At 48.8% G+C, this 20,133-nt stretch carries 13 protein-coding genes; 5 read left to right on the top strand and 8 right to left on the bottom strand.

What is annotated here, in order from left to right; genetic code table 11:
• Positions 1-167 precede the first annotated feature (167 nt).
• The 3 genes from WJM45_RS11530 to WJM45_RS11540 all read right to left on the bottom strand — a co-directional run bounded on the left by WJM45_RS11530 (position 168) and on the right by WJM45_RS11540 (position 3,302).
• The gene (locus WJM45_RS11530; protein WP_341325249.1) at positions 168-680 is read right to left on the bottom strand and encodes a hypothetical protein; all 513 of its coding nucleotides are present in this window, start codon (positions 678-680) and stop codon (positions 168-170) included.
• The gene (locus tag WJM45_RS11535) at positions 680-2,935 is read right to left on the bottom strand and encodes a heavy metal translocating P-type ATPase (protein WP_341325250.1); all 2,256 of its coding nucleotides are present in this window, start codon (positions 2,933-2,935) and stop codon (positions 680-682) included. Before WJM45_RS11535 ends, WJM45_RS11530 begins: the two co-directional genes overlap by 1 nt.
• A gap of 157 nt (positions 2,936-3,092) precedes the next feature.
• Positions 3,093-3,302 carry a heavy-metal-associated domain-containing protein gene (locus tag WJM45_RS11540; protein ID WP_341325251.1) on the bottom strand — a complete coding sequence of 70 codons (210 nt, stop codon included), beginning with the start codon at positions 3,300-3,302 and terminating at the stop codon, positions 3,093-3,095.
• Positions 3,303-3,520: 218 nt separating this feature from the next.
• Between WJM45_RS11540 and WJM45_RS11545 the strand changes: the two genes are divergently transcribed.
• From WJM45_RS11545 to WJM45_RS11560, 4 genes are read left to right on the top strand one after another with little or no spacing between them, the layout of a single operon-like run.
• The gene (locus tag WJM45_RS11545; RefSeq protein ID WP_341325252.1) at positions 3,521-4,720 is read left to right on the top strand and encodes an HDOD domain-containing protein; all 1,200 of its coding nucleotides are present in this window, start codon (positions 3,521-3,523) and stop codon (positions 4,718-4,720) included.
• 8 nt (positions 4,721-4,728) lie between these two features.
• Entirely contained in the window at positions 4,729-5,169 is a 441-nt protein-coding gene (locus WJM45_RS11550) for a rhodanese-like domain-containing protein (protein WP_341325253.1), read from the top strand.
• Entirely contained in the window at positions 5,166-5,795 is a 630-nt protein-coding gene (hflD, locus tag WJM45_RS11555) for a high frequency lysogenization protein HflD (RefSeq protein WP_341325254.1), read from the top strand. The genes WJM45_RS11550 and hflD overlap by 4 nt, the downstream gene beginning before the upstream one ends.
• Positions 5,796-5,806: 11 nt before the next feature.
• Entirely contained in the window at positions 5,807-6,742 is a 936-nt protein-coding gene (locus WJM45_RS11560) for an ATP-binding cassette domain-containing protein (RefSeq protein WP_341325255.1), read from the top strand.
• Positions 6,743-6,809: 67 nt separating this feature from the next.
• On the opposite strand, the gene WJM45_RS11565 is transcribed toward WJM45_RS11560, so the two are convergent.
• The 5 genes from WJM45_RS11565 to WJM45_RS11585 form a co-directional block, all read right to left on the bottom strand.
• A complete protein-coding gene (locus WJM45_RS11565; protein WP_341325256.1) occupies positions 6,810-8,081 on the bottom strand; it encodes a response regulator in 1,272 nt (423 codons plus the stop codon).
• Positions 8,082-8,976: 895 nt separating this feature from the next.
• Positions 8,977-12,537 carry a PAS domain S-box protein gene (locus WJM45_RS11570; protein WP_341325257.1) on the bottom strand — a complete coding sequence of 1,187 codons (3,561 nt, stop codon included), beginning with the start codon at positions 12,535-12,537 and terminating at the stop codon, positions 8,977-8,979.
• Positions 12,534-14,153, bottom strand: a complete 1,620-nt coding sequence (locus WJM45_RS11575) for a PAS domain S-box protein (RefSeq protein ID WP_341325258.1) — start codon at positions 14,151-14,153, stop codon at positions 12,534-12,536. Before WJM45_RS11575 ends, WJM45_RS11570 begins: the two co-directional genes overlap by 4 nt.
• A 125-nt stretch (positions 14,154-14,278) precedes the next feature.
• Entirely contained in the window at positions 14,279-16,504 is a 2,226-nt protein-coding gene (locus tag WJM45_RS11580; protein WP_341325259.1) for a PAS domain-containing protein, read from the bottom strand.
• A 4-nt stretch (positions 16,505-16,508) separates the two neighbouring features.
• On the bottom strand, positions 16,509-17,609 hold the full coding sequence (locus tag WJM45_RS11585; RefSeq protein WP_341325260.1) for a two-component system response regulator: 1,101 nt from the start codon (positions 17,607-17,609) through the stop codon (positions 16,509-16,511).
• A gap of 511 nt (positions 17,610-18,120) precedes the next feature.
• Here WJM45_RS11585 and WJM45_RS11590 point away from each other — a divergent pair.
• Positions 18,121-20,070 (top strand): helix-hairpin-helix domain-containing protein, encoded by a 1,950-nt coding sequence (locus WJM45_RS11590; protein WP_341325261.1) that lies wholly within the window; start codon positions 18,121-18,123, stop codon positions 20,068-20,070.
• Positions 20,071-20,133: the final 63 nt, after the last annotated feature.

Below are 20,133 nucleotides of genomic sequence, written 5' to 3' on the forward strand. Positions count from 1 at the left end.
GCCCCGCTTTGCGGGGCAATATGACTCACCTATTTTTCTGTGGGTCCGGTTGCTCGATTGGTAGGTGTCGGCAGCTGGGTCTATCAAACGAGTTGCCGAACCCTCACAAAAATTCATAGCTCCAGGACCTTATTTATGACAAATCCTAAGTGAGCACTCGTACTCCATTAATGCCAGCCGCCGTATTGCTTAGTCGGGTCGCCTTTAAAGCCTGTAGATGTTCCTTTTCCACTCGATTTTTTATTTTGCCGAATCGCATTGATAGCGGCCTGAGCCATGTTTTGCTTGGTCAAACCGCCCAAATTTCTAGCCGACTCGACGACCAGCGTCGACATCGTCGAAATATCCTGCATCGCCAATGCAGAATCCATAACAACCGCTTCCAGTAAGGTATTATCGTCGACGGCAATCTCGAGCGTCACCGGATAAGCGGACCCGGGCGGCAATGCTATCGAATAGTGGGCTTCTTGATCGGGTTCGGCAGTAGCAATCGTCGCTCCATTTTTATCCTTCGCGACAATTTTTCCGCTAACAATCAATTCGTCTCGGTCGGTCACGGTTCCTTCAATCACATGCGAGGAGTTGACACCGACTTGTTTCGCGCTATTGGAAGAATCACCGCAAGCCGCTACCACTGACACAATAGTCATACAAAAAATAAGCTTTAATAATTTATTCATCACCTTCCTCCTAATTTAACCCACCGCAGACGGTTGGCATTCATCACCACTGTGACCGACGACATCGCCATCGCTGCGCCAGCGATCATCGGATTCAATAAAATACCGAACAACGGATACAACAAGCCGGCCGCGACCGGAATACTGATCGTATTATAGAAAAAGGCGCCCAACAAATTTTGTTTAATGTTGACGACCGTCGCCTTAGATAATTCGATCGCTTCGGGCACTTTCATCAACGAACCTTGCAAAATAACGACATCCGCGCTTTCGATCGCGACATCCGTCCCGGTACCGATCGCGATACCGACATCGGCTTGCGCCAGGGCCGGCGCATCGTTAATGCCGTCACCGACCATGCCGACCTTTTCTCCTCTCTCTTGTAATTCCTTGACGACGGCGGCTTTGTCCTGCGGCAACACTTGCGCCCTAACTTCGGAAATACCGGCCTGACCGGCAATCGCTTTTGCCGTAACGTCGTTATCGCCGGTCACCATAATAATGCGTATGCCTTGCTCTTTAAGCTGTTTAATCGCTTGTTCGGAATCTTTTTTAATCGGATCGGCCACCGCGACAATACCGGCGATTTCATTATCGACAGCTAACAGCATCGGTGTTTGCCCCTGCTTCGACAAAGCTTGCATTGGCTCCGAATAAGCTGCGCAATCGACGTCTTTTTGCGCCATTAGCGCGGTATTACCGAAATATACCTGACGTTTATCGATTTCAGCACAAACACCGTGGCCTGCGACGGCTCGAAAACGCCGCGCCCGAGACGGTTTGATACCGCGTCGCTCCGCTTCGGCCAAAATAGCTCCCGCCAAAGGATGCTCGGAACCCGATTCGATACTGGCGGAGATTTGCAGCACTTGTTCTTCGGAAAAGCCGTTCACTGCCTCGATTGTTGAAACCGACGGTTTGCCTTCGGTCACCGTGCCGGTTTTATCGAGAATCACACAAGTCATCTTACCGGCCGTCTGCAAGGCCTCCCCATTGCGAATCAAAATTCCCATTTGTGCCGCGCGTCCGACCGAAACCATGACTGAAATCGGGGTCGCCAAACCCAATGCGCAGGGACAAGCAATCACCAACACAGTCATCGAAGTGACGAAAGCGTACCCAAGTGACGGTTCGGGCCCCAAACCCAACCATATAAAAAATGTGAGTATTGACAAAGCGACAACGGTCGGGACAAAGACACTCGAAATTCTGTCGGCCAAACGCGCGATATCGGGTTTGCTGCCTTGCGCCTGCCGCACGCTTTTAATGATCTGAGCCAACGCGGTATCGCGTCCGATTCGCGTCGCCTTAAAAATAAAGCTACCTTTTTGATTCATCGTACCCGCGGCAACCGATGAACCTTCCGTTTTTTCGACCGGCAAGGGTTCGCCGGTCAACATCGATTCGTCGACGGTCGAGTGCCCTTCGGTCACCGTTCCGTCCACCGGAATTTTTTCACCGGGGCGAACACGCAAGATTTCGCCGAGCCCGACATCGTGAATCGGAATATCGCTTTCCTTGCCTTCACGGATGACTCTTGCGGTACGCGGTTGAAGCCCGATCAATTGACGAATCGCACCCGAGGTTTTGCCGCGCGCCAAAGTTTCCAAACCGGAACCTAAATTAATGAACGCCAAGATAATTACGGCCGCTTCAAAATAAGCATGCTTGGCTAACGACGGCAAGGCATCGGAATAATCGATCACAATCGATGAATACAACCATGCCGAACCGGTTCCCAGAGCAATCAGCGTATCCATGTTGGCCTGACCGTGAGACAACGACTTGATCGCACCGCTATAAAAATGCCAGCCTGAATAAATCAAAATACCCAAGGTCATCAAGGAAAGCTGCGGCCAAAACCATTGCCCGGCTTCGGAACCGATTTCGGGCAGCCAGTTGAAATGATCGCCCAACATCAACGGAATACCCAATGCGGCAGCCGCTGCTGCTTTTTTCATCAACGAACGATAGCGTTTGAGTTCAAGCTCTTCCTGTTCGGAGGGATCTTCATCCAAACCTTCCATGACGGCCGCATCATAACCCGCCGCTTTTACCGCCTTGGTCAATGCGTCCGGATCGGCATCGCCTTTGACTTGAGCCGAATGATCGGCAAAATTGACCGAAACCTCGGCCACGCCTTCAACTTCCGCCAAGGCGGTTTCAACGGCTCCAACGCACCCGGCACAGCGCATGCCTAAAATCGACAGGCGCAGTTCGGGCATCGGCAGCTCGGATTCGTTTTGCGTGCTCATGATAATCTCCGAATAGAAGTGAATAAGGGGCAAGATTCAAGGTTCAAGGTTCAAGGAGCAATGGTAAATAAACGAAGGCCAAATCCGGAACATAAATTTTCATCTTTCATCTTTCATCTTTCATCTTTCATCTTTCATCTTTCATCTTTAACCTCTTTCATTCCACTGAAAAGCCGGCATCGATCACGGCATCTTCTATTGCTTCGACATCGATCTTAGCCGGTTCGTAGTCGACTTCCACTTTATTGTCTTTATGGCTTGCGAAAACCGATAACACACCATCCAGAGTTTTTAATTTATCGCTAATATTGGTTTCGCAACCGCCGCATTTCATACCTGTTACCGTCAGCACAATTTTCTCGCTCATTTCCTCTCCACTATATTTTAAATAATTCTAAATGAAGCGCCCTACACATCAATCGACGCTTGTTTGCCAAACATGATATAAACTTAAACAATAATTTGCGATAGTCTAACGCTCAAATGCAATACAACCAAATACTATGCTTTCATACTTTATTTTATACTCCATTTTTGGCGCAGGTTTAAAGAAGCACCGGGATATTCAGCAAAGGGCATATCTAAATGACAAACTTTTTGATTGGTCGCCAACAAATTTTTAATAGAAAACTTGAAATTTATGCCTATGAAATTCTTTTTCGAGGCCATGAATTCGACTTGGCGCAAGAAAGCCAAGCCACGCAAGCGACTAACCAAATCGTTACCGATACGATACTCGAACTCGGCATTAATCAATTAGTCGAAAGCCACAAAGCCTTCATTAACTTTACCGGCCAAAATATCCTTGAAAAAACACCGCTAAGTCTTCCTAAAGAACGCATTGTTATCGAGCTACTAGAAGATATCAAAGTCGACCTAAGAATCATCAACAATATTAAAGAGCTAAAGCAACTCGGATATACCGTGGCACTGGACGATTTTGTGTTGACCGACGAATGGAGGCCTTTACTGGAGTACGCCGACATCATCAAGCTAGATGTCTTGCAAATGTCCGAGCAAGAAACCCTCGGCATAATTAAACAACTCAAACATTACCCCATTAAGTTATTGGCCGAAAAAGTCGAAAGCCACCAACAATACGAACAACTACTTGAACTTGGCTGCGACTATTTTCAAGGTTTTTTTCTCAGCAAACCGAACATAGTCGAAGGTCGGCGTTTAGGTATAAATCAAACAGCGGCAATCCGATTGTTGGCTGCGATCAATAATCCCAACGTAGAATTTCTCGAACTGACACAAATCATTTCGCAAGACGTCACATTAAGCTTTAAATTATTGCATTACATTAACTCGGCTTTCTTTGCCATTCCAAGACGCATCGAATCGATTCGGCATGCCGTTTCTTATCTTGGCCTGAATGAAATCAAACGATGGTGTAATATTCTGACTTTCGCCTCGTTATCGAATAAACCGAAAGCCATACTTCAAACAACCTTGATTCGAGCTAAAATGTGCGAACTATTAGCCCGGCACCTTAGCGAGGAACCCGAGCATTACTTTTTAATCGGAATACTATCGAGTCTCGACAGTATTCTAGACTTGCCGATCGATGAAGCGCTGGATCAATTACCATTGACGGCCGATGTCGCGATTGCTATTTTGGAAAATAAAGGATTGGGCGGAGAAATCCTTCAATTCGTGCTCGGTTTCGAACAATGGTTGCCGCAATCGATACACTTTAAGACTTTAACGCCAGCAATGATTAATGATGCGTATCTGGAAAGCATCAACTGGGCAAATCAAATCATGAACAACATCGAATAACCGATTCCATGAACAAACTCTTATTTTTATTTTTATTGATGATCCATACGCAGTTACTATCGGCGAGTGAGCTTGGGGCTATCGACATACCGCAAATGCTCGAAATGAAAAACAGGCAAAATGCTTTGATCATCGATATTCGCACAGAAAAAGAATGGGCCGAGACCGGGATCATACCTCACAGTGTAAGGCTGCAATTTTTCGATGACCGAGGCCGATACGATGCCGAACAATGGCTAAGCGAAATGGAAAAATTACGCACTTCACCGAACCAACCCGTCGTGTTGGTATGCCGCTCCGGCAATCGAAGTGAAAAAGTCGGTAATTTCTTGACGAAAAAGCTCGGTTTAAACAACATCAACCATCTACAAAACGGTATTCAGCCTTGGATTCAAGCAGGCTATGCCACCACTCAACAATGCCCGGGTCTATTGGCTTGCAAACAATGACAAACAATCTCAACACCATCACCAACCAAGCGATCGCACTCGCAGGCATCGCCCAAGCGGCCGCTTTAGTCAGGCAGTTGGCAACAACCGGCAAATCGGATCCCGATGCAACCGAAGCCAGTATTGCCAGCATTCTTAAAATCGACTCGGATACGGTAGAAGATATTTATGGCGGTCTAGCCGGTATCAAATTCGGATTGGAACAACTCAACCAGCAAATGACCGGTTTCGACATCGCAGATCCCGAACAAGCACGATATGCGGCATCGCTAGTATTTTTAGAAAAACAAGTGTCGAACCGTCCTGATTTGATGGAAGTCATCGGCAAAGGCATCGAAAAAGCCCAACGACAGAGCGAAACTTTCGGGCTTTTGCACGAAAACGTATTAGCCAACCTCGGCGATATTTATCACAATACGATCAGTACGCTGCAACCGAGGATCATGGTCAACGGCGAACAACATTATTTATCGAGACCCGATATCGTCAATAAAATCAGAGCCCTGCTGCTCGCCGGCATACGCTCGGCAATCCTATGGAAACAATGCGGCGGTTCGCGTTGGAAATTTTTGTTCTTCCGAAAAAAACTACAAACGGAAGTCGAAGCACTGCTTCAAAGAATCTAGCGAATTGCGCCATGAGTCACCTAATAATAGCCGAACATTTATACCGTTATTACGGCAAACTTTGTGCGGTCGACGACGTGAGTTTTACCCTGTCTAAAGGCGAAGTGCTCGGCTTTTTAGGCCCGAACGGCGCCGGTAAAACCACGACGATGCAAATGCTCTGCGGCAATCTCGCTCCCAGCGCCGGACTTATTACTATCAACGGCCACGACATACTCGATAAACCGAAATCGGCTAAGCTGAAACTCGGCTATTTACCGGATACGCCTCCGCTATACCGTGAATTGACCGTCGATGAATTCTTGCATTATTGCGCGCGGCTCCATCGTCTAACGCGCGGACATATATCAAAAGCCATCGAAACGACCAAAGAGCGCTGCGGCCTGCGAGAAGTCGCGAAGCGACTCATCGGCAATCTTTCCAAAGGCTTTCAACAACGGGTCGGCATCGCTCAAGCCATCTTGCACAATCCCGATGTAGTCATTCTCGATGAACCGACCGTGGGCCTCGACCCGATTCAAATTCGAGAAATTCGAAGACTAATCCGCGAACTGGGCCGAGACCACGGCGTCATTCTGTCCACTCATATTCTGCCTGAAGTCCAAGACTCTTGTACCCATGTACAAATCATTCAGCACGGCAAATTGATTTTTCACGAAACGATCGAAGGGCTCAACCGGCAGATGAAAACCAGCATACTGCAAATCAAAACGCGACTACCGGCCGATTTCAATAGCTTGAAAGCGATACCCGGCGTATTGTCAGTCGAAGGCCTGCCCGGAAACATTACGCGATTACACCATGATAATACGCAAAATCTTAACGAACATATTACCGAAACTGCCGTTCGCCTGGGCTGGGGATTAATAGAAATTACTGAAATAAAACAATCGCTTGAAGATATTTTTGTCAAACTGACCGAATCGAGCCGTCGAGAAGCATCTTAATAATAAGCAATTTATTAACGGTATCCGGTGACTTTCTGAACAGAGTCAATAGAGTCTATTCTAACCTTTATAATGGAGCTCCAGGCTCCACCTCTTTATTAACCGGCAAATAGACACGGAATTTTGTCCCCTTACCTAATTCCGATGTTAAATCGATCGTCCCGCCATGCTCCTTGATGATCTTATAGGACAGCGATAAGCCTAAGCCCGTCCCCTGACCGACCGGCTTAGTCGTAAAGAACGGCTCGAATACTTTCCGCCTGACCTCCTCGGACATGCCGCAACCGGTATCTTCAACTTCTATCCATACCCTATCGCTATCTTGACTGCCCGTTCTGATAATTATTTTTCCTGATTTTTCGATGGCTTGCGAGGCATTCACCAGTAAATTCATCACGACTTGATTGATCTGCGAACCGACGCAGTTAATCGGTGCAAGCCCACTATATTCCTTGATAATTTTCGCTTTATACTTTAACTCGTTATTCACGATGTTAAGTGTGGCATCGATACCTGACTCAATATCATGCAGACCGTTTTCGCGCTCATTCATATGCGAAAACTCGCGAAGATTCTGAATGATTGTTCTAGCTCGCACTGCCCCCTCGATCGATTCCTCGATCAAATCGGCTAAATCGGCTTTAAAACAATCGAACTCCAACTCTTCTTTAAGCTTTTGGAAATACAACACATCGGGTTGGTTTTGCGGCAATTGCCGGGAAAACTTTTCGGTCAATTCGAAAATGGACAACACCGGCTGTAAGCGATCTTTTAAGCCTTCCAAATTCGCATAGACATAACTTAACGGGTTATTAATCTCATGCACAATGCCGGCCGCCAACAAGCCTAATGACGCCATTTTTTCGGATTGAAATAAAAACGCCTGAGCCTCTTTTAATTCGTTCATACGGCGTTCGATTTCGCATTTTAGCCTTGCATTTTGACTCTCCAGTAAGTCGCGCTCGTTTTTTAGCGCCAATTGGCTTTTAACGCGCGCCATGACGATGCCAGGCACAACCGGTTTAACGATGTAATCGACGGCCCCCAATTGCAAACCGAATGCTTCATCGGCATGATCGTCTAGAGCCGTTACGAAAATCACCGGGATTTCGCAAAGCTCCGGTTCGGCTTTCAGCCGACGGCACACATCGTAACCGCTCATTCCCGGCATCATCACATCAAGCAATATCAAATCAGGCATGTGCTCACGCGCCAATTTCAAGCCTTTTTCACCGGATGTAGCAACTTGAACGTTATAATCATCCTTTAAAACTCCAGCCATCAATTCAAGATTAGCCGGCATATCGTCGATGATCAGTATCTTTCTTTTATTATCCATGACGATTTCTCGCGTTGTCAGGCCGAATCAATTGCGGCAATTACTGTGAAAATTCGTGAATTTGCATTCATCGCTGTTTCCCAAGCTCTGCTCTCTTCGTTATACATAAGTCATGAATTACTCTTTTGCAATTTAAGCCAATGAGGCTTCGATACCATTTTTTGTCGCCCAACGTTCCCGACTTCGAAATCGCGATCTGGGGATCGCTCCCACAGAGCATCCGCCCCTTGTGGGAGCGACGCCTTCGTCGCGATTTCGAAGCCACTGATGTTCAATATCCGCAGATTTATCAAACAGCACCGTTTCCAGGAATACGACGAACTCTGTTTAGCAAGTTTACCGATACTTGTGTATAACGGCGAGAGCTCTGCTTGGGAAACGACACTGCAAGCTCCGCTTGCCGTCACGGGAAGCGGAGCTTCCGGAACTGCATTCCCAAGCAGAGCTTGGGAATGCGCAAAAAATGCCGGTACCGAAGAGGGTGCGGTTGCTCGATCGACAGGCGTCGGCGGCAGGGACAGCCGCCGTCGAGCCTACACGGACGTATTCACGGCGTCCTGTCGGGCGAGTGACCGCACTCTCCGCCACCAGAGAACTTTTCCTCGTTCCCATCGCTCCAGCGTGGGAACGCATACCGATCTGGTTTCAACAGCCAAGGTACGGATTCCCACGGAGGACCGTGGGAACCAGAAAAATTGGTATCGAAGACTCATTAGCTAAGATTGCAAAACGGTAATTTTTGACTTATGTATAACGATGAGAGCTCTGCTTGGGAATGGGCAAAACTTGCTTAATTTAGGTGCTGGGTTCACGGCATCCTGTCGGGCGAGTGACCGCACCCTCCGTCACCAAAGAACTTTCATTTGCCGGTATGATGACGGCTTCTTCATGATCGTTAGGATATAAACAATCCGTCATTATCGTTATCCGGTACACTTCTCAATATCCGTAAAGCCTCGTCATAATCGAACCGATCAATACACCGATTAAACATCGCATAACGATCGCCCAAATAGACCCGCAACATCGCCGCCGATTCACGGCTTAAACTGCCGGCTTTAACATTACTCTCATCCAATAAGCGCTCAAGGTCTTGAATGAGGCTCCTCAAATGTTCGGGATCGACATCAATCGAATCGAGATCGTCCGGTTCGGATGTTTCGGGCAAAGACTGAATCGCCTCGACCAACTGTATTAATTCATGCTCGCACGCTAGCGCCAATTTCATACAATCGTCGGGCCCGGCATCTACACGTAAGGCATTGTCCAATGCTGCCGCACAATCGGCAACAACGTTAGCGCCTAAAGTCGCGGCTACGCCTTTAAGCCCATGCGCTAAGCGACGAACGGCTTCATTATCGCCGGAGGCTAATCGTTTCCGTGCCAGACTCATGTCTTGCCGATGCGATTGCGCAAACATGCGTAAAAGCCGTCGATATTTACCGATATCGCCGTTGACCATCTGCAGACCCTTAATCGTATCTACGCCCGGTATATCCCCTAACTCGCTTTGGCTATTCGATTTATCGGACACTAAGCGAGGCTCCTCTGACCGATTATCGAGCTCCGGCAACTCATGTTTGCCGTGCGCCAACCAACGCAACACCACAGTATAAAGTACTTCCGGAATCACCGGCTTGGCCACGAAATCATTCATTCCGGCATCTAAACAAACGCGCCGGTCTTCGTCGAAAGCATTAGCGGTCATCGCTAAAATCGGCAACGGCGCATACTCCGGCTGAGAACGAATCGCTCGGGTTGCCGCCAAACCGTCCATCTCGGGCATCTGCATATCCATCAATACCAAATCGTACTGTTTCGACCGGACTTTATCCAATGCCACCCGACCATTTTCGGCGGTATCCACCGACAAACCGACACCATGTAACAATTCCAAAACGACTTCTCGATTAATCGGGTTGTCTTCTGCCACAAGTAAACGCGCGCCCGCATATCGGCGGCGCAATAGATCATCGACAGCTTTGGTTGCGTCAACTTGTACCGCAGGCATCACACCACGTCCGCGCCGAAGCCAAGCGGTAAACCAAAATGTACTACCCTGCCCAATCCGGCTTTCAACGCCAACTTCCCCGCCCATCATGGTCGCAAGCCTTTTAGTAATCGCCAATCCCAAACCGGTACCACCGTATTTTCGGGTAATCGACACATCGGTTTGAGAAAAAGATTCAAACAATAACGGCAAATGCTCTTCGGCGATGCCGATTCCCGAATCCTGAACTTCAAAACGAACTAACAAGCCTTGCTCGCTCTCTTGTAACAGTTTGGCGCGCAAGGCAATCGAACCTTGTTCGGTAAATTTCACGGCATTGCCCGCATAGTTCAACATCGCTTGACGTAGACGTGTCGGATCGCCTCTCAACCAATGAGGAACGCTGTCGCTATCAGACATAACCAACAAACCCTTGAGCTTGGCTTGATCGGCAATTAACGATTTAATATGATCCAATACAGCCTCGAGCGCGAAGTCGGTTTGCTCCAATTGCAAACGCCCTGCCTCGATCTTGGATAAGTCTAAAATATCATTAATAATCGACAACAAGTGCTGAGCGGAAACCTCGATTTTAGTCAGGCGTTCGCCTTGCACGGGCGACAACGGGCTTTGTTTTAATAAATAAGTCAATCCGAGAATCGCATTCATCGGAGTGCGGATTTCATGGCTCATATTCGCCAGAAACGCGCTCTTGGCCTTGTTTGCCGCATCCGCCACGGCACGCGCCTTTTCCAACTCCGCAGTTCGATCGGCGACCAATTCTTCCAGGTGATGACGATAGCGGTCCAATTCCTCGCCGTTATGTTTTTTGTCGGTAATATCCTCCTTGACCGATACATAATGCGTAATTCGACCATCCGGTTGACGCAGCGGCGAAACGATCGCGAACTCGATATATTCGCTACCGTCCTTGCGCCGGTTAATAAATTCTCCTTTCCAAGTTTTACCGCGAGTCATGGCATCCCAAAATTGAGCGTAAGTCTCCGGCGGCGTCTTACCGGAGTGTAAAATTTTAGGATTACGACCGATTACCTCGTCAAGGCTATAGCCGGTGATCATCAAAAAAGCCTGGTTGACATATTCGATCTCGGCATCCAAATTGGTAATCACAATGCTTTCGGGACTTTGCTCGACAGCCTGGGCGAGCTTGCGCAACTGCTCTTCGGTTCGTTTGCGCTCGGTAATATCGCGGACAATGCCGGCAGCATACCAATGCCCGTCCAATTCGACAGCAGACAGGGAAAGTTCGACCAAGAACTCCTCGCCGTTTCGGCGAACGGCAGGCAACTCCACAGTACGGCCTATCACAGGCCCCTTCCCTGTTAGCTTGAAATGCGACAGTCCGGCTAAGGCTGAGTCATGCAGTCGTGAAGGCACAATCAAAGAATGCAGCGATTTCCCTTTCACCTCGTCTTGCGTATAACCGAATATCGCCTCGGCTGCGGGATTCCAAATAACTATCCGACCATCCGCATCCATTAAAATAAAGGCGTCCCGAATGTTCTCCACCGCCACCCGGAAGCGCGCTTCGCTATCGCGCAAGTCTTGCTCCATCAATCTTTGCGCGGTTATATCGCGATGGCAGCCATGCTTACCCAAATAGACCCCGCGCTCGTCATGGATCGCCTTGTTCTGATGACTGACCCAACGAATGGCCCCGTCTTTGTGAACGATTCGAAATTCCAAATAGCCCGTTTTGTCTTCGCTATCGCTCGCCAGATAGTGCCGATATCGGTCCCTATCCTCTTCATGCACAAGCTCATTCATGAGCTTCGAATTCTTTAGAAAGGCATCAGGGGGGTAACCTGTTAATTGCACACACGCCGGTGATATATATTTAAATTGTTCCTCAAGATCGAGCCAAAAAATACAATCCGAAGAATTCTCGGCCAATAAACGAAACTTGGCTTCCGACTCCAACAATGCGGCATGCGCCTGTTCAGCCCTGGCCTGCGCTGCGATCGCGTCCTCCATTAAGTTCAACGCGGCCAGTCGAGCTTGGCGTTGTTCCTCGAGGGCTTTCGCCTGGCTTTGCTGTAACGCGACTTCGGCTTGCTGCAAAGCTCGATGCTCTCTGACTTCATTCAATGCACGATGAATGGCCGAAGGCAAGCGGGCAAGATTATCCTTGAGCACGAAATCGCTAACGCCTTGCCACAACAAGTCCACGGCGGCTTCTTCGCCGATCGCACTCGTCACTAAAATAACCGGCAAGTCGTCCCGGTGCGCCTTGATAGATTGGAGGGTCGAATGAAAGTTCATGCCAGGCACATTATAATCGGAGAGCACCACATCCCATTCGTTTTGCAAAGCCCGCCGCAACTCCGTATTGGAACTCACGCAAAAACACACGGACGCAAGTCCATGCCTTCGTAAATAACGCTCCAGCAACAAAAAATCCGCCGCACTATCCTCAATGACAAGAATTTTTTGTACGTCATTCATTGTGATAGTTTGTTTCGTTCGATCGCTATTTCAGGCATTGAAAAACAAAATTCGGCCCCTTTACCTGGCTCGCTATCGGCTTCGATCACGCCGCCGTGCCGATTGATGATGCGTTTAACGGTAGCCAAACCAATACCGATACCGGGAAATTCGTCTTGATGATGCAAGCGTTGGAAAGGTTGAAATAAGCGTTCGGCATTTGCCATAGTGAAGCCGACTCCATTGTCGGCCACACAAATATAACGGACGCCTTCTCTGTCTCGAGCAAACACTCGAATGCTCGCCGTCTTTTGTTTAGCCGTATATTTCCAAGCATTTTCGAGCAAATTAGATATGACCGACTCGATCATGCGTTTATCGGCATTGACCTCGAGTCCGCCCTCGACAGCCATATCAACCGATCGTTCGGGATTGTTGTTCGACAATTCGTCGAGAAAGCGCTTGGCAAGCATTGAAATATCGACCCGATCCCTGCGCAGTTCGCCTCGCGTGTTTCTCGATAGCGTCAATAAGCCGTCGATCAAATCATTCATACGGCGGGTCGCAACACCGATCTGTTGCAAATATTCTTTTGCCTGGCCTTGCAGTTCATCCGCATAGTCTTCGATCAAGGCCCAACTAAAACCATTCAATGCTCGGATAGGTGCCCGTAAATCATGAGAGACCGCATAAGCGAAGCTATCTAACTCTCGGTTCGCCAAGGTCAGTTCGGCGGTTCGTTCCTTTACGCGTCGTTCTAAATCGGCATTGAGTCTCAGTATCTCCAGCTCATTACGCTTCCGTTCGGTTATATCCCTAGCAATCGTTGATAAAGCCACCACTTTTTTCTCTTTATCGAAAATAGGTGAAAGTGTTATCGCCACATCGAACAAATTACCATTCTTATGTAAACACTGTAATTCGTGCTGCCTGACCGATTGACCTTCGACGATAGCTTCGACTAGCGCCTGCCCTTGATCGCTTTGCACGGGCGCCATCAGCGAGAGCAACGATTGCCCTAGAACTTCCTTTGAGGTATAGCCAAACATAAGCTCAGCGGCTCTGTTCCAATCCGTTATGATTCCATCGGCACTGCCGCCAATAATCGCATCGTCGGAAAACTCGACAATAGCCGCACGGAGTATGCGTTCCTTGTGCAAACTTAGTTCGATTTTAGACTTGGCTTGCCTCAACTCTTCCTCAATTCTTCTACGTTCGATGATTTCAGTTTGTAATTGCTCATTCACTCGGCGCAATTGCGCGGGACTGGGTAATCTAAGCGCGTCGGGAAGTAGATACCACAGGGACACGGTAGCGGCAACCGAGATCAGCGCGGTAGCCGACTTGAGCATGACATCCAATCCATACCAAGGTTGCCACAGGACGACTGCCCCCATCAGATGAGTCAACCCGCAAGCCATGATAAACGCGGCGAACATCCACAGCACCCATTGATAAGGAAAATCCTTGCGCCGTCTCGCGAAATAAGTCAGTGCGAGCGGCATGGAGAAATAAGCGAGAAAAATCAGTGTCTCACTTACGACATAAGCTATCACTAAGGTCGGCGACCAGCTCAAACAATAGCCGTGGGGGAGCAAGCCATTGGCCGAAAGCATTTGACTCAGTTGGTCGATCATGATTCCACCGAATCAAAGCTTGAAAAATTAATTGTATTTGGCATATTTCAATAGATCTTGGCGGTAAATAATGTCGTAATAGGCTATATTCAATCGGCATTCATGCCGACATTGTTGTATTACGTCTATTTCTGAGAATTATCGAGAAAAGCCAGCGGATAAGGCGGACTCCGCCCTAGCTGCTGGGAAAGTTCATTGATTTTCTGCTTTAAAGCAATCATATCGAGTTCACGCCCAACCGTCGCACGATTAAAACGCTCCAACTCCCGATTACGCTCTTCTAGCTCTTCGGTCTGCCGGCGGAGCGTTTCTTCAAAGGTCTTACGGGCGGTAATATCGGTATGAGCGATGACCACGCCGTGCTCATCCGTCTCCAATGGCGTGACGGTCATCATAAACCACCGCTGCCGTTCCGGGGAATGACAGGCATATTCCAAATAAAAAACCGGAACACGTTCTTCCAAAACCGCTATAATTCCATCTCTTGCCGTCATCGCGCCTTCGGAAGACGGCCCGATACTTTTTTGGCAAACGTCTAAATAATTTACCCCGACATCGACTGAATTGAATGCCCCCCCAGACTTTAGTCCGTTTTCCTGTGCGAAGCGCCGCCACGGTTGATTGACCGCTACAACGATTCCTTGTTGATCCAGCACGGCAATATGCGCGTTAACCGAGTCCAGAATCGCCCGTTTAAATGCTTCGCTTTTCCGCACGGCCAATTCCGCTTGCTTGCGTTCCGTGATGTCTTGATCGACTCCCCGAAAACCGAGCAGTTGTCCTCTTTCGTCGAAGATCGGCGTGCCGTGAGACAGAATATAACGCAAATGACCGTCTTTTTTCCGGCATAGGCTTTCAATATTACGAAACGATTTTCGATGGGCTCTAATGTCGGCAAACCATTCATGTAGCTTATCTGCTTCATCAGGCTGCATGAAATCGAAGAACGTCTTACCTAACACTTCCTCGGAAGTATAGCCGAGCATTTCCAATACGCCGTCCGACGAATAAGTGAACCGACCGTCGGTATCGATTTCCCAAATCCAGTCCGCGGACACATTGGCGATATCGTAAAAGCGCCGCTCGCTTTCAAGTAGTGCGTCTTCGGCGGCTTTGCGCGCGCTGATGTCGAGAAAAAGCCCTATGACGGCCGGTCGGCCTTGATAGTCGAAAGCACTGCCATGCGCTTCGATATATGCAGGGCTTCCGTCGCGGCGTAATGCGGTAAAACGGTAATTACTGATAGAAGATACCGATCCACCTACCAAACGGGCGATGTTTACCATGACCTCCTCAAGATACTCGGGACTGATTAAATCGCCGACCGTCATGGTTTCGATAATATATCGGGTGGAGTCATATCCCAAAATCGATGCAAAAGCAGGATTGATGTAGAGAAATCGATTATCCTGAATGATATAAATACCGGCTAGCGATTGTTCCACCAATGCCCGAAAACGGGCCTCGCTATCGCGTAACGACCGTTCAGCTTGTTTTAGCTCGCTTATGTCGCGCGAAATCCCGAATATTCCGACAACATTGTTATCGTTATCGAACAAAGGCCCCTTAGTCGCGAGAAAAGTGCGTTTTCCGTTCGAAACATCGAGATCCTCGTGGTAAGTGATGGTACGGCCTTCCTCCAATACGGCCCGATCGTTCGCGATAAGCATTTTGGCCTGTTCGGGTGAAAAAAGCACCGTATCGTCAAGCCCCAGAACATCGACGGCCTTTTTCCCGGTAAAACGCTCCGAAGCCGGATTAAAAAGCGTATAACGACCTTCCAAATCCTTTGCAAAAATCGCATCGTTCGAACTATCGGCAATTGCGCCTAACAAGCCGAGCGCCCTCAACCGCTCAGCTTGAGCCTCTTGTATTGCTTGAGACTCGGCTAAACGTTGCCGTTGGCGTAATAGATAGAATCCCGCTCCAACCGTAAATATCGACATTAAACCGGCAAGCCCCAACCAAGCTGAATCTTGCTTCGCTGTCGATCGTATTGGCGACGACGGCATTTGTTGATGCCCCCAAGATCGATATTGGCTATAGGCAAATACGAATAGGAGAACGGCGACCATCAATAGCATCCAATGCAAGCCGGCGCCGAAACGGTTTTTCTCGGTATTTTCTGCAATTTCTTCCCGGTTCATCAGGTGCTGCATTAATCGAAACAGCAACAACGATGTCACGATAACGAAGAACCAACCTTTAATGGTGCTAATAAAGGCTATATTATTCGGCTCATCGATTAACCATGACAACCACCTATCGGAAAAAAATATCCACAATGCGGCGCATAGCGCATATGTCAATACAACACGGATGATTTCGGCCCGAGGATATCGACGAGACATTTTGTTATGCCATTACCAAATCGCTATATCGGTCGGCTATTTCGCAAAAGACATCGAAATGCTTCAAAAATACGTCGACCATGACAGGGTCGAAATGACTGCCTCGCCACGAAGCAATAATGTCCCTGGCTTCACCGTAACTCATCGGCGCCTTATAAACACGCGGAGAAATCAGAGCATCGAAGACATCGGCCAGCGCCATGATGCGCGCAGAAATCGGTATGCTTTCGCCGGACAAGCCATCCGGATAGCCGGAACCGTCCCATTTTTCATGATGCCAATGGGCTATTTCCTTGGCCAGCGACAAAAACTCGACTTGTCCCGCAGCTTCTTGTTCGGCCATTTCTATGGCTTCGCTACCGATACGGGCATGCGTCTTCATCACGGCCCATTCCTCGGGCGTCAAGGGCCCCGGCTTAAGCAAGATGGCGTCGGGAATGCCGACCTTGCCGAGATCGTGCAACGGCGCCGAACGGCTCAATAGCTTGATAAATTTATCGGTCAGCACATCGCAAAATCCGGGAAGCTCCCGTAAAGCCATGGCCAACTCCTGCACATAACCTTGGGTGCGCAGAATATGATTGCCGGTTTCAGGATCGCGCGCTTCGGCCAGATGAGCAAGAGCCCTGATACTGACTTCTTGTATCAACTCGTTCTCAGCCATACGCCGAGCAATCTCGGCCTCCAACCAGGAATTTTGATGCGACAAGCGATCGCGCGCTTGTTTAAGTTCTAATTGAATTCGGACCCGGGCCATGACGATCGGCGGTGAAATCGGCTTTGTAATATAATCGACCGCACCGGAGTCCAAACCTTGGAGCTGAGCTTCGTCACTGTCCATCGCAGTGACGAAAATAATCGGAATATCTTGCGTGGCCGAATCGGCGCGTAAATGCTCGAATACTTGATACCCGTCCATGCCAGGCATCATTACATCGAGCAAAATTAAATCGGGATGCGGCGCGGTGCCGGCAATACGCAAAGCCTTTTCTCCGGACGTGGCAACGCGTACTTGAAATTGAGTTTGCAGCAGATCGCTAAGAACGCACAAATTTTCCGGCGAGTCGTCGACGATCAGTATTTTTGCGTTAGAGTTTTCCGGCATTGACAGGCTCATTGATGAATGGAAATAAAGTAGAGCGCTAGAAACTTCCAAGCACCTGAAATTTTGTAGCTATCTACCCTCTTATCGTTCCCACGCAGAGCATCACTGCCATTAAGTTAAGCCTTTTCTGGTTCCCACGGTCCTCCGTGGGAATCCGTACCTTGGCTGTCGAAACCAGATTGGTATGCGTTCCCACGCTGGAGCGATGGGAACGAGGAAAAATCCCCCCCAGCCACTCTTTTTCAAAGAGGGGAGTAAAACTCCAAAGACCTTAACTTAATGGCATTGACGCAGAGCATACGAGAATTGAAGGGGTACGACATTATCACCAAATCTAACATACAAACACAAGTGACGCACCACGATTATGGAAATATTTTGTGTTCCGATAGGCAAGGTGCTTAAAACCGGCGCCTTCCGCATAACGCTAAAAAGCGATACAGGCGCCATATTGCGGTATCGGTTATAATTTCTCCCTTATCCGCATAAAAATTATCAAATCATTCCGCAGATGCTAAACGATAATCAAAAAGACATTCTCGAACGCTCAAATGTTCAATTAAAACAACTGAGCGAGGAAAAACTCATAGCAATTGCCTCGCGCGCGACCGACGAAGCGAAACTAGACGACAAGGAACTCGTCGAATTCATCGAGATAGCCAATGCCTTGTATCGAGGCGGCGATGCCCTGATTAGCGACGCCGAGTACGACTTTACTTTTATCGCCGAACTGAAGCGCCGTCATCCGAACCACCCTTTCGTAACGCGCGTCGAACCGGAAGCGGCTTTTGCCGGTAAAACAGTTGAATTACCGGTCAGAATGCTATCGACCGACAAGGCTTATAGCCAGAGCGAAATCGAAAATTGGGCCAAGCGCATCAAAAAATCGGCGGACGAGTTAAACATCGACTTCGATTCGGTCGTTTTCAAGGTAACGCCGAAGCTGGACGGTTATGCGGCCTATGACGACGGCGAACGGCTTTACACGCGCGGCGACGGCAGAAAAGGCACCGACATCACACGCGTCTTCGAGCGCGGCTTACAAGTCGCGGATAATGGCTCACGCGGACTGGGCGCCGGCGAAATCGTCGTCAATAAAACCTATTTCCAACGCTATTTGTCCGAGTTTTTCGATAACACGCGTAATTTTCAAGCCAGCGTCATCAAGGAAAAAGAACTGGAGCAACATGCCGAACAGGCCATCAAAGATCGGGCTGCGGTTTTTTTTCCTTTTGCGAAACTGCCTGCTTGGCAAGGCAGTTGGATGGAACTTGTCGAGCGCTTCGATGAGATCGTAAAACAAATTTGGCATGCGGTAGATTATGACGTCGACGGCGTAATACTCGAAATCACCGACGAAAAAATCAAAGCACATATGGGCGCCACCCGCCATCATCATCGTTGGCAAATCGCCTACAAAGAGAATGTCGCGACCGCCGAAGTCAAGATCCTCCAAGTCGTGCCGCAAACCTCGCGCTCAGGCCGCATCACACCGGTCGTTGAAGTCGAACCGATCCGCTTGAGCGGCGCACTGTTGCAACGAGCGACCGCTCACCATTATAAAATGGTCGTCGACAAAGGCATCGGTCCCGGCGCGGTGATCAAGCTCGCCCGAAGCGGCGAGGTCATTCCGAAAATCGAGGAAGTCATCACACCGGTCGAACCGGATCTTCCGGAACAATGCCCTAGTTGCGGCAGCGAGTTGGTTTGGGACGGCGACTTTTTGTACTGCACGAACAATTTCGATTGCCCAGCCCAAGTCAGTCATTCGATAGAACACTTTTTTCGGGTACTCGGCAATAACGACGGTTTCGGCCCGGCGACGATCGCCAAACTTTACGATAACGATATCCGAACGATCGATAAAATCTACCGACTCAACGCATCGGATTTCGAAGCGATGGGTTTCGGCCCGAAACAGTCGCAAAATTTAGTCGATCAATTGCAGCGCAGTTTGTCCGAACCGATCGAGGATTGGCGATTTTTAGCCGCGTTCGGCGTATTCCGAATGGGGCTTGGCAACTGCGAAAAACTGCTCGCGCACTACCGTTTACCGGAAATATTTTCGTTGAGCGAAGCAGAGATCGTCTCGCTCGAAGGCTTCGCCGAAAAAACCGCCGATATCGTCTTAAAAGGTTTGAAAAAAATCGAACCGTTGTTCAACCGCTTATATCGTTTAGGTTTTGCATTGAACGAAACCAAAACCCAAGAAATGCCTGAGGAACAAAGCGCCATAGCAGGCAAATCGTTGGTATTCACCGGCACGATGCAGCAAGGCTCGCGCGAGGATATGATTCGCGAAGCCAAAGCGATGGGCGCGAAAGTGGGCAGCGCGGTCAGCGGGAAAACCGACTACTTGGTCATCGGGGAAAAGGTAGGCGCAACCAAATTAAACGCCGCAGAAAAACACGGCGTCCGCATACTGAGCGAAACCGAATATCTGGATTTGGTCGGTCGATAGAATGCCTGAGGCCATATGCCTAAAAAAAACATTTCACCATGAAGATCATGAAGTAATAGCGTC

Source organism: Methylotuvimicrobium sp. KM2 (assembly GCF_038051925.1).
Classification (GTDB): Bacteria; Pseudomonadota; Gammaproteobacteria; order Methylococcales; family Methylomonadaceae; genus Methylotuvimicrobium.

Excerpts from the sequence above, each read along its gene's own strand:
- WJM45_RS11530 (WP_341325249.1), bottom strand. The coding sequence starts at position 680 with ATGAATAAATTATTAAAGCTTATTTTTTGTATGACTATTGTGTCAGTG.
- WJM45_RS11535 (WP_341325250.1), bottom strand. The coding sequence starts at position 2,935 with ATGAGCACGCAAAACGAATCCGAGCTGCCGATGCCCGAACTGCGCCTG.
- WJM45_RS11540 (WP_341325251.1), bottom strand. The coding sequence starts at position 3,302 with ATGAGCGAGAAAATTGTGCTGACGGTAACAGGTATGAAATGCGGCGGT.
- WJM45_RS11545 (WP_341325252.1), top strand. The coding sequence starts at position 3,521 with ATGACAAACTTTTTGATTGGTCGCCAACAAATTTTTAATAGAAAACTT.
- WJM45_RS11550 (WP_341325253.1), top strand. The coding sequence starts at position 4,729 with ATGAACAAACTCTTATTTTTATTTTTATTGATGATCCATACGCAGTTA.
- hflD (WP_341325254.1), top strand. The coding sequence starts at position 5,166 with ATGACAAACAATCTCAACACCATCACCAACCAAGCGATCGCACTCGCA.
- WJM45_RS11560 (WP_341325255.1), top strand. The coding sequence starts at position 5,807 with ATGAGTCACCTAATAATAGCCGAACATTTATACCGTTATTACGGCAAA.
- WJM45_RS11565 (WP_341325256.1), bottom strand. The coding sequence starts at position 8,081 with ATGGATAATAAAAGAAAGATACTGATCATCGACGATATGCCGGCTAAT.
- WJM45_RS11570 (WP_341325257.1), bottom strand. The coding sequence starts at position 12,537 with ATGAATGACGTACAAAAAATTCTTGTCATTGAGGATAGTGCGGCGGAT.
- WJM45_RS11575 (WP_341325258.1), bottom strand. The coding sequence starts at position 14,153 with ATGATCGACCAACTGAGTCAAATGCTTTCGGCCAATGGCTTGCTCCCC.
- WJM45_RS11580 (WP_341325259.1), bottom strand. The coding sequence starts at position 16,504 with ATGTCTCGTCGATATCCTCGGGCCGAAATCATCCGTGTTGTATTGACA.
- WJM45_RS11585 (WP_341325260.1), bottom strand. The coding sequence starts at position 17,609 with ATGCCGGAAAACTCTAACGCAAAAATACTGATCGTCGACGACTCGCCG.
- WJM45_RS11590 (WP_341325261.1), top strand. The coding sequence starts at position 18,121 with ATGCTAAACGATAATCAAAAAGACATTCTCGAACGCTCAAATGTTCAA.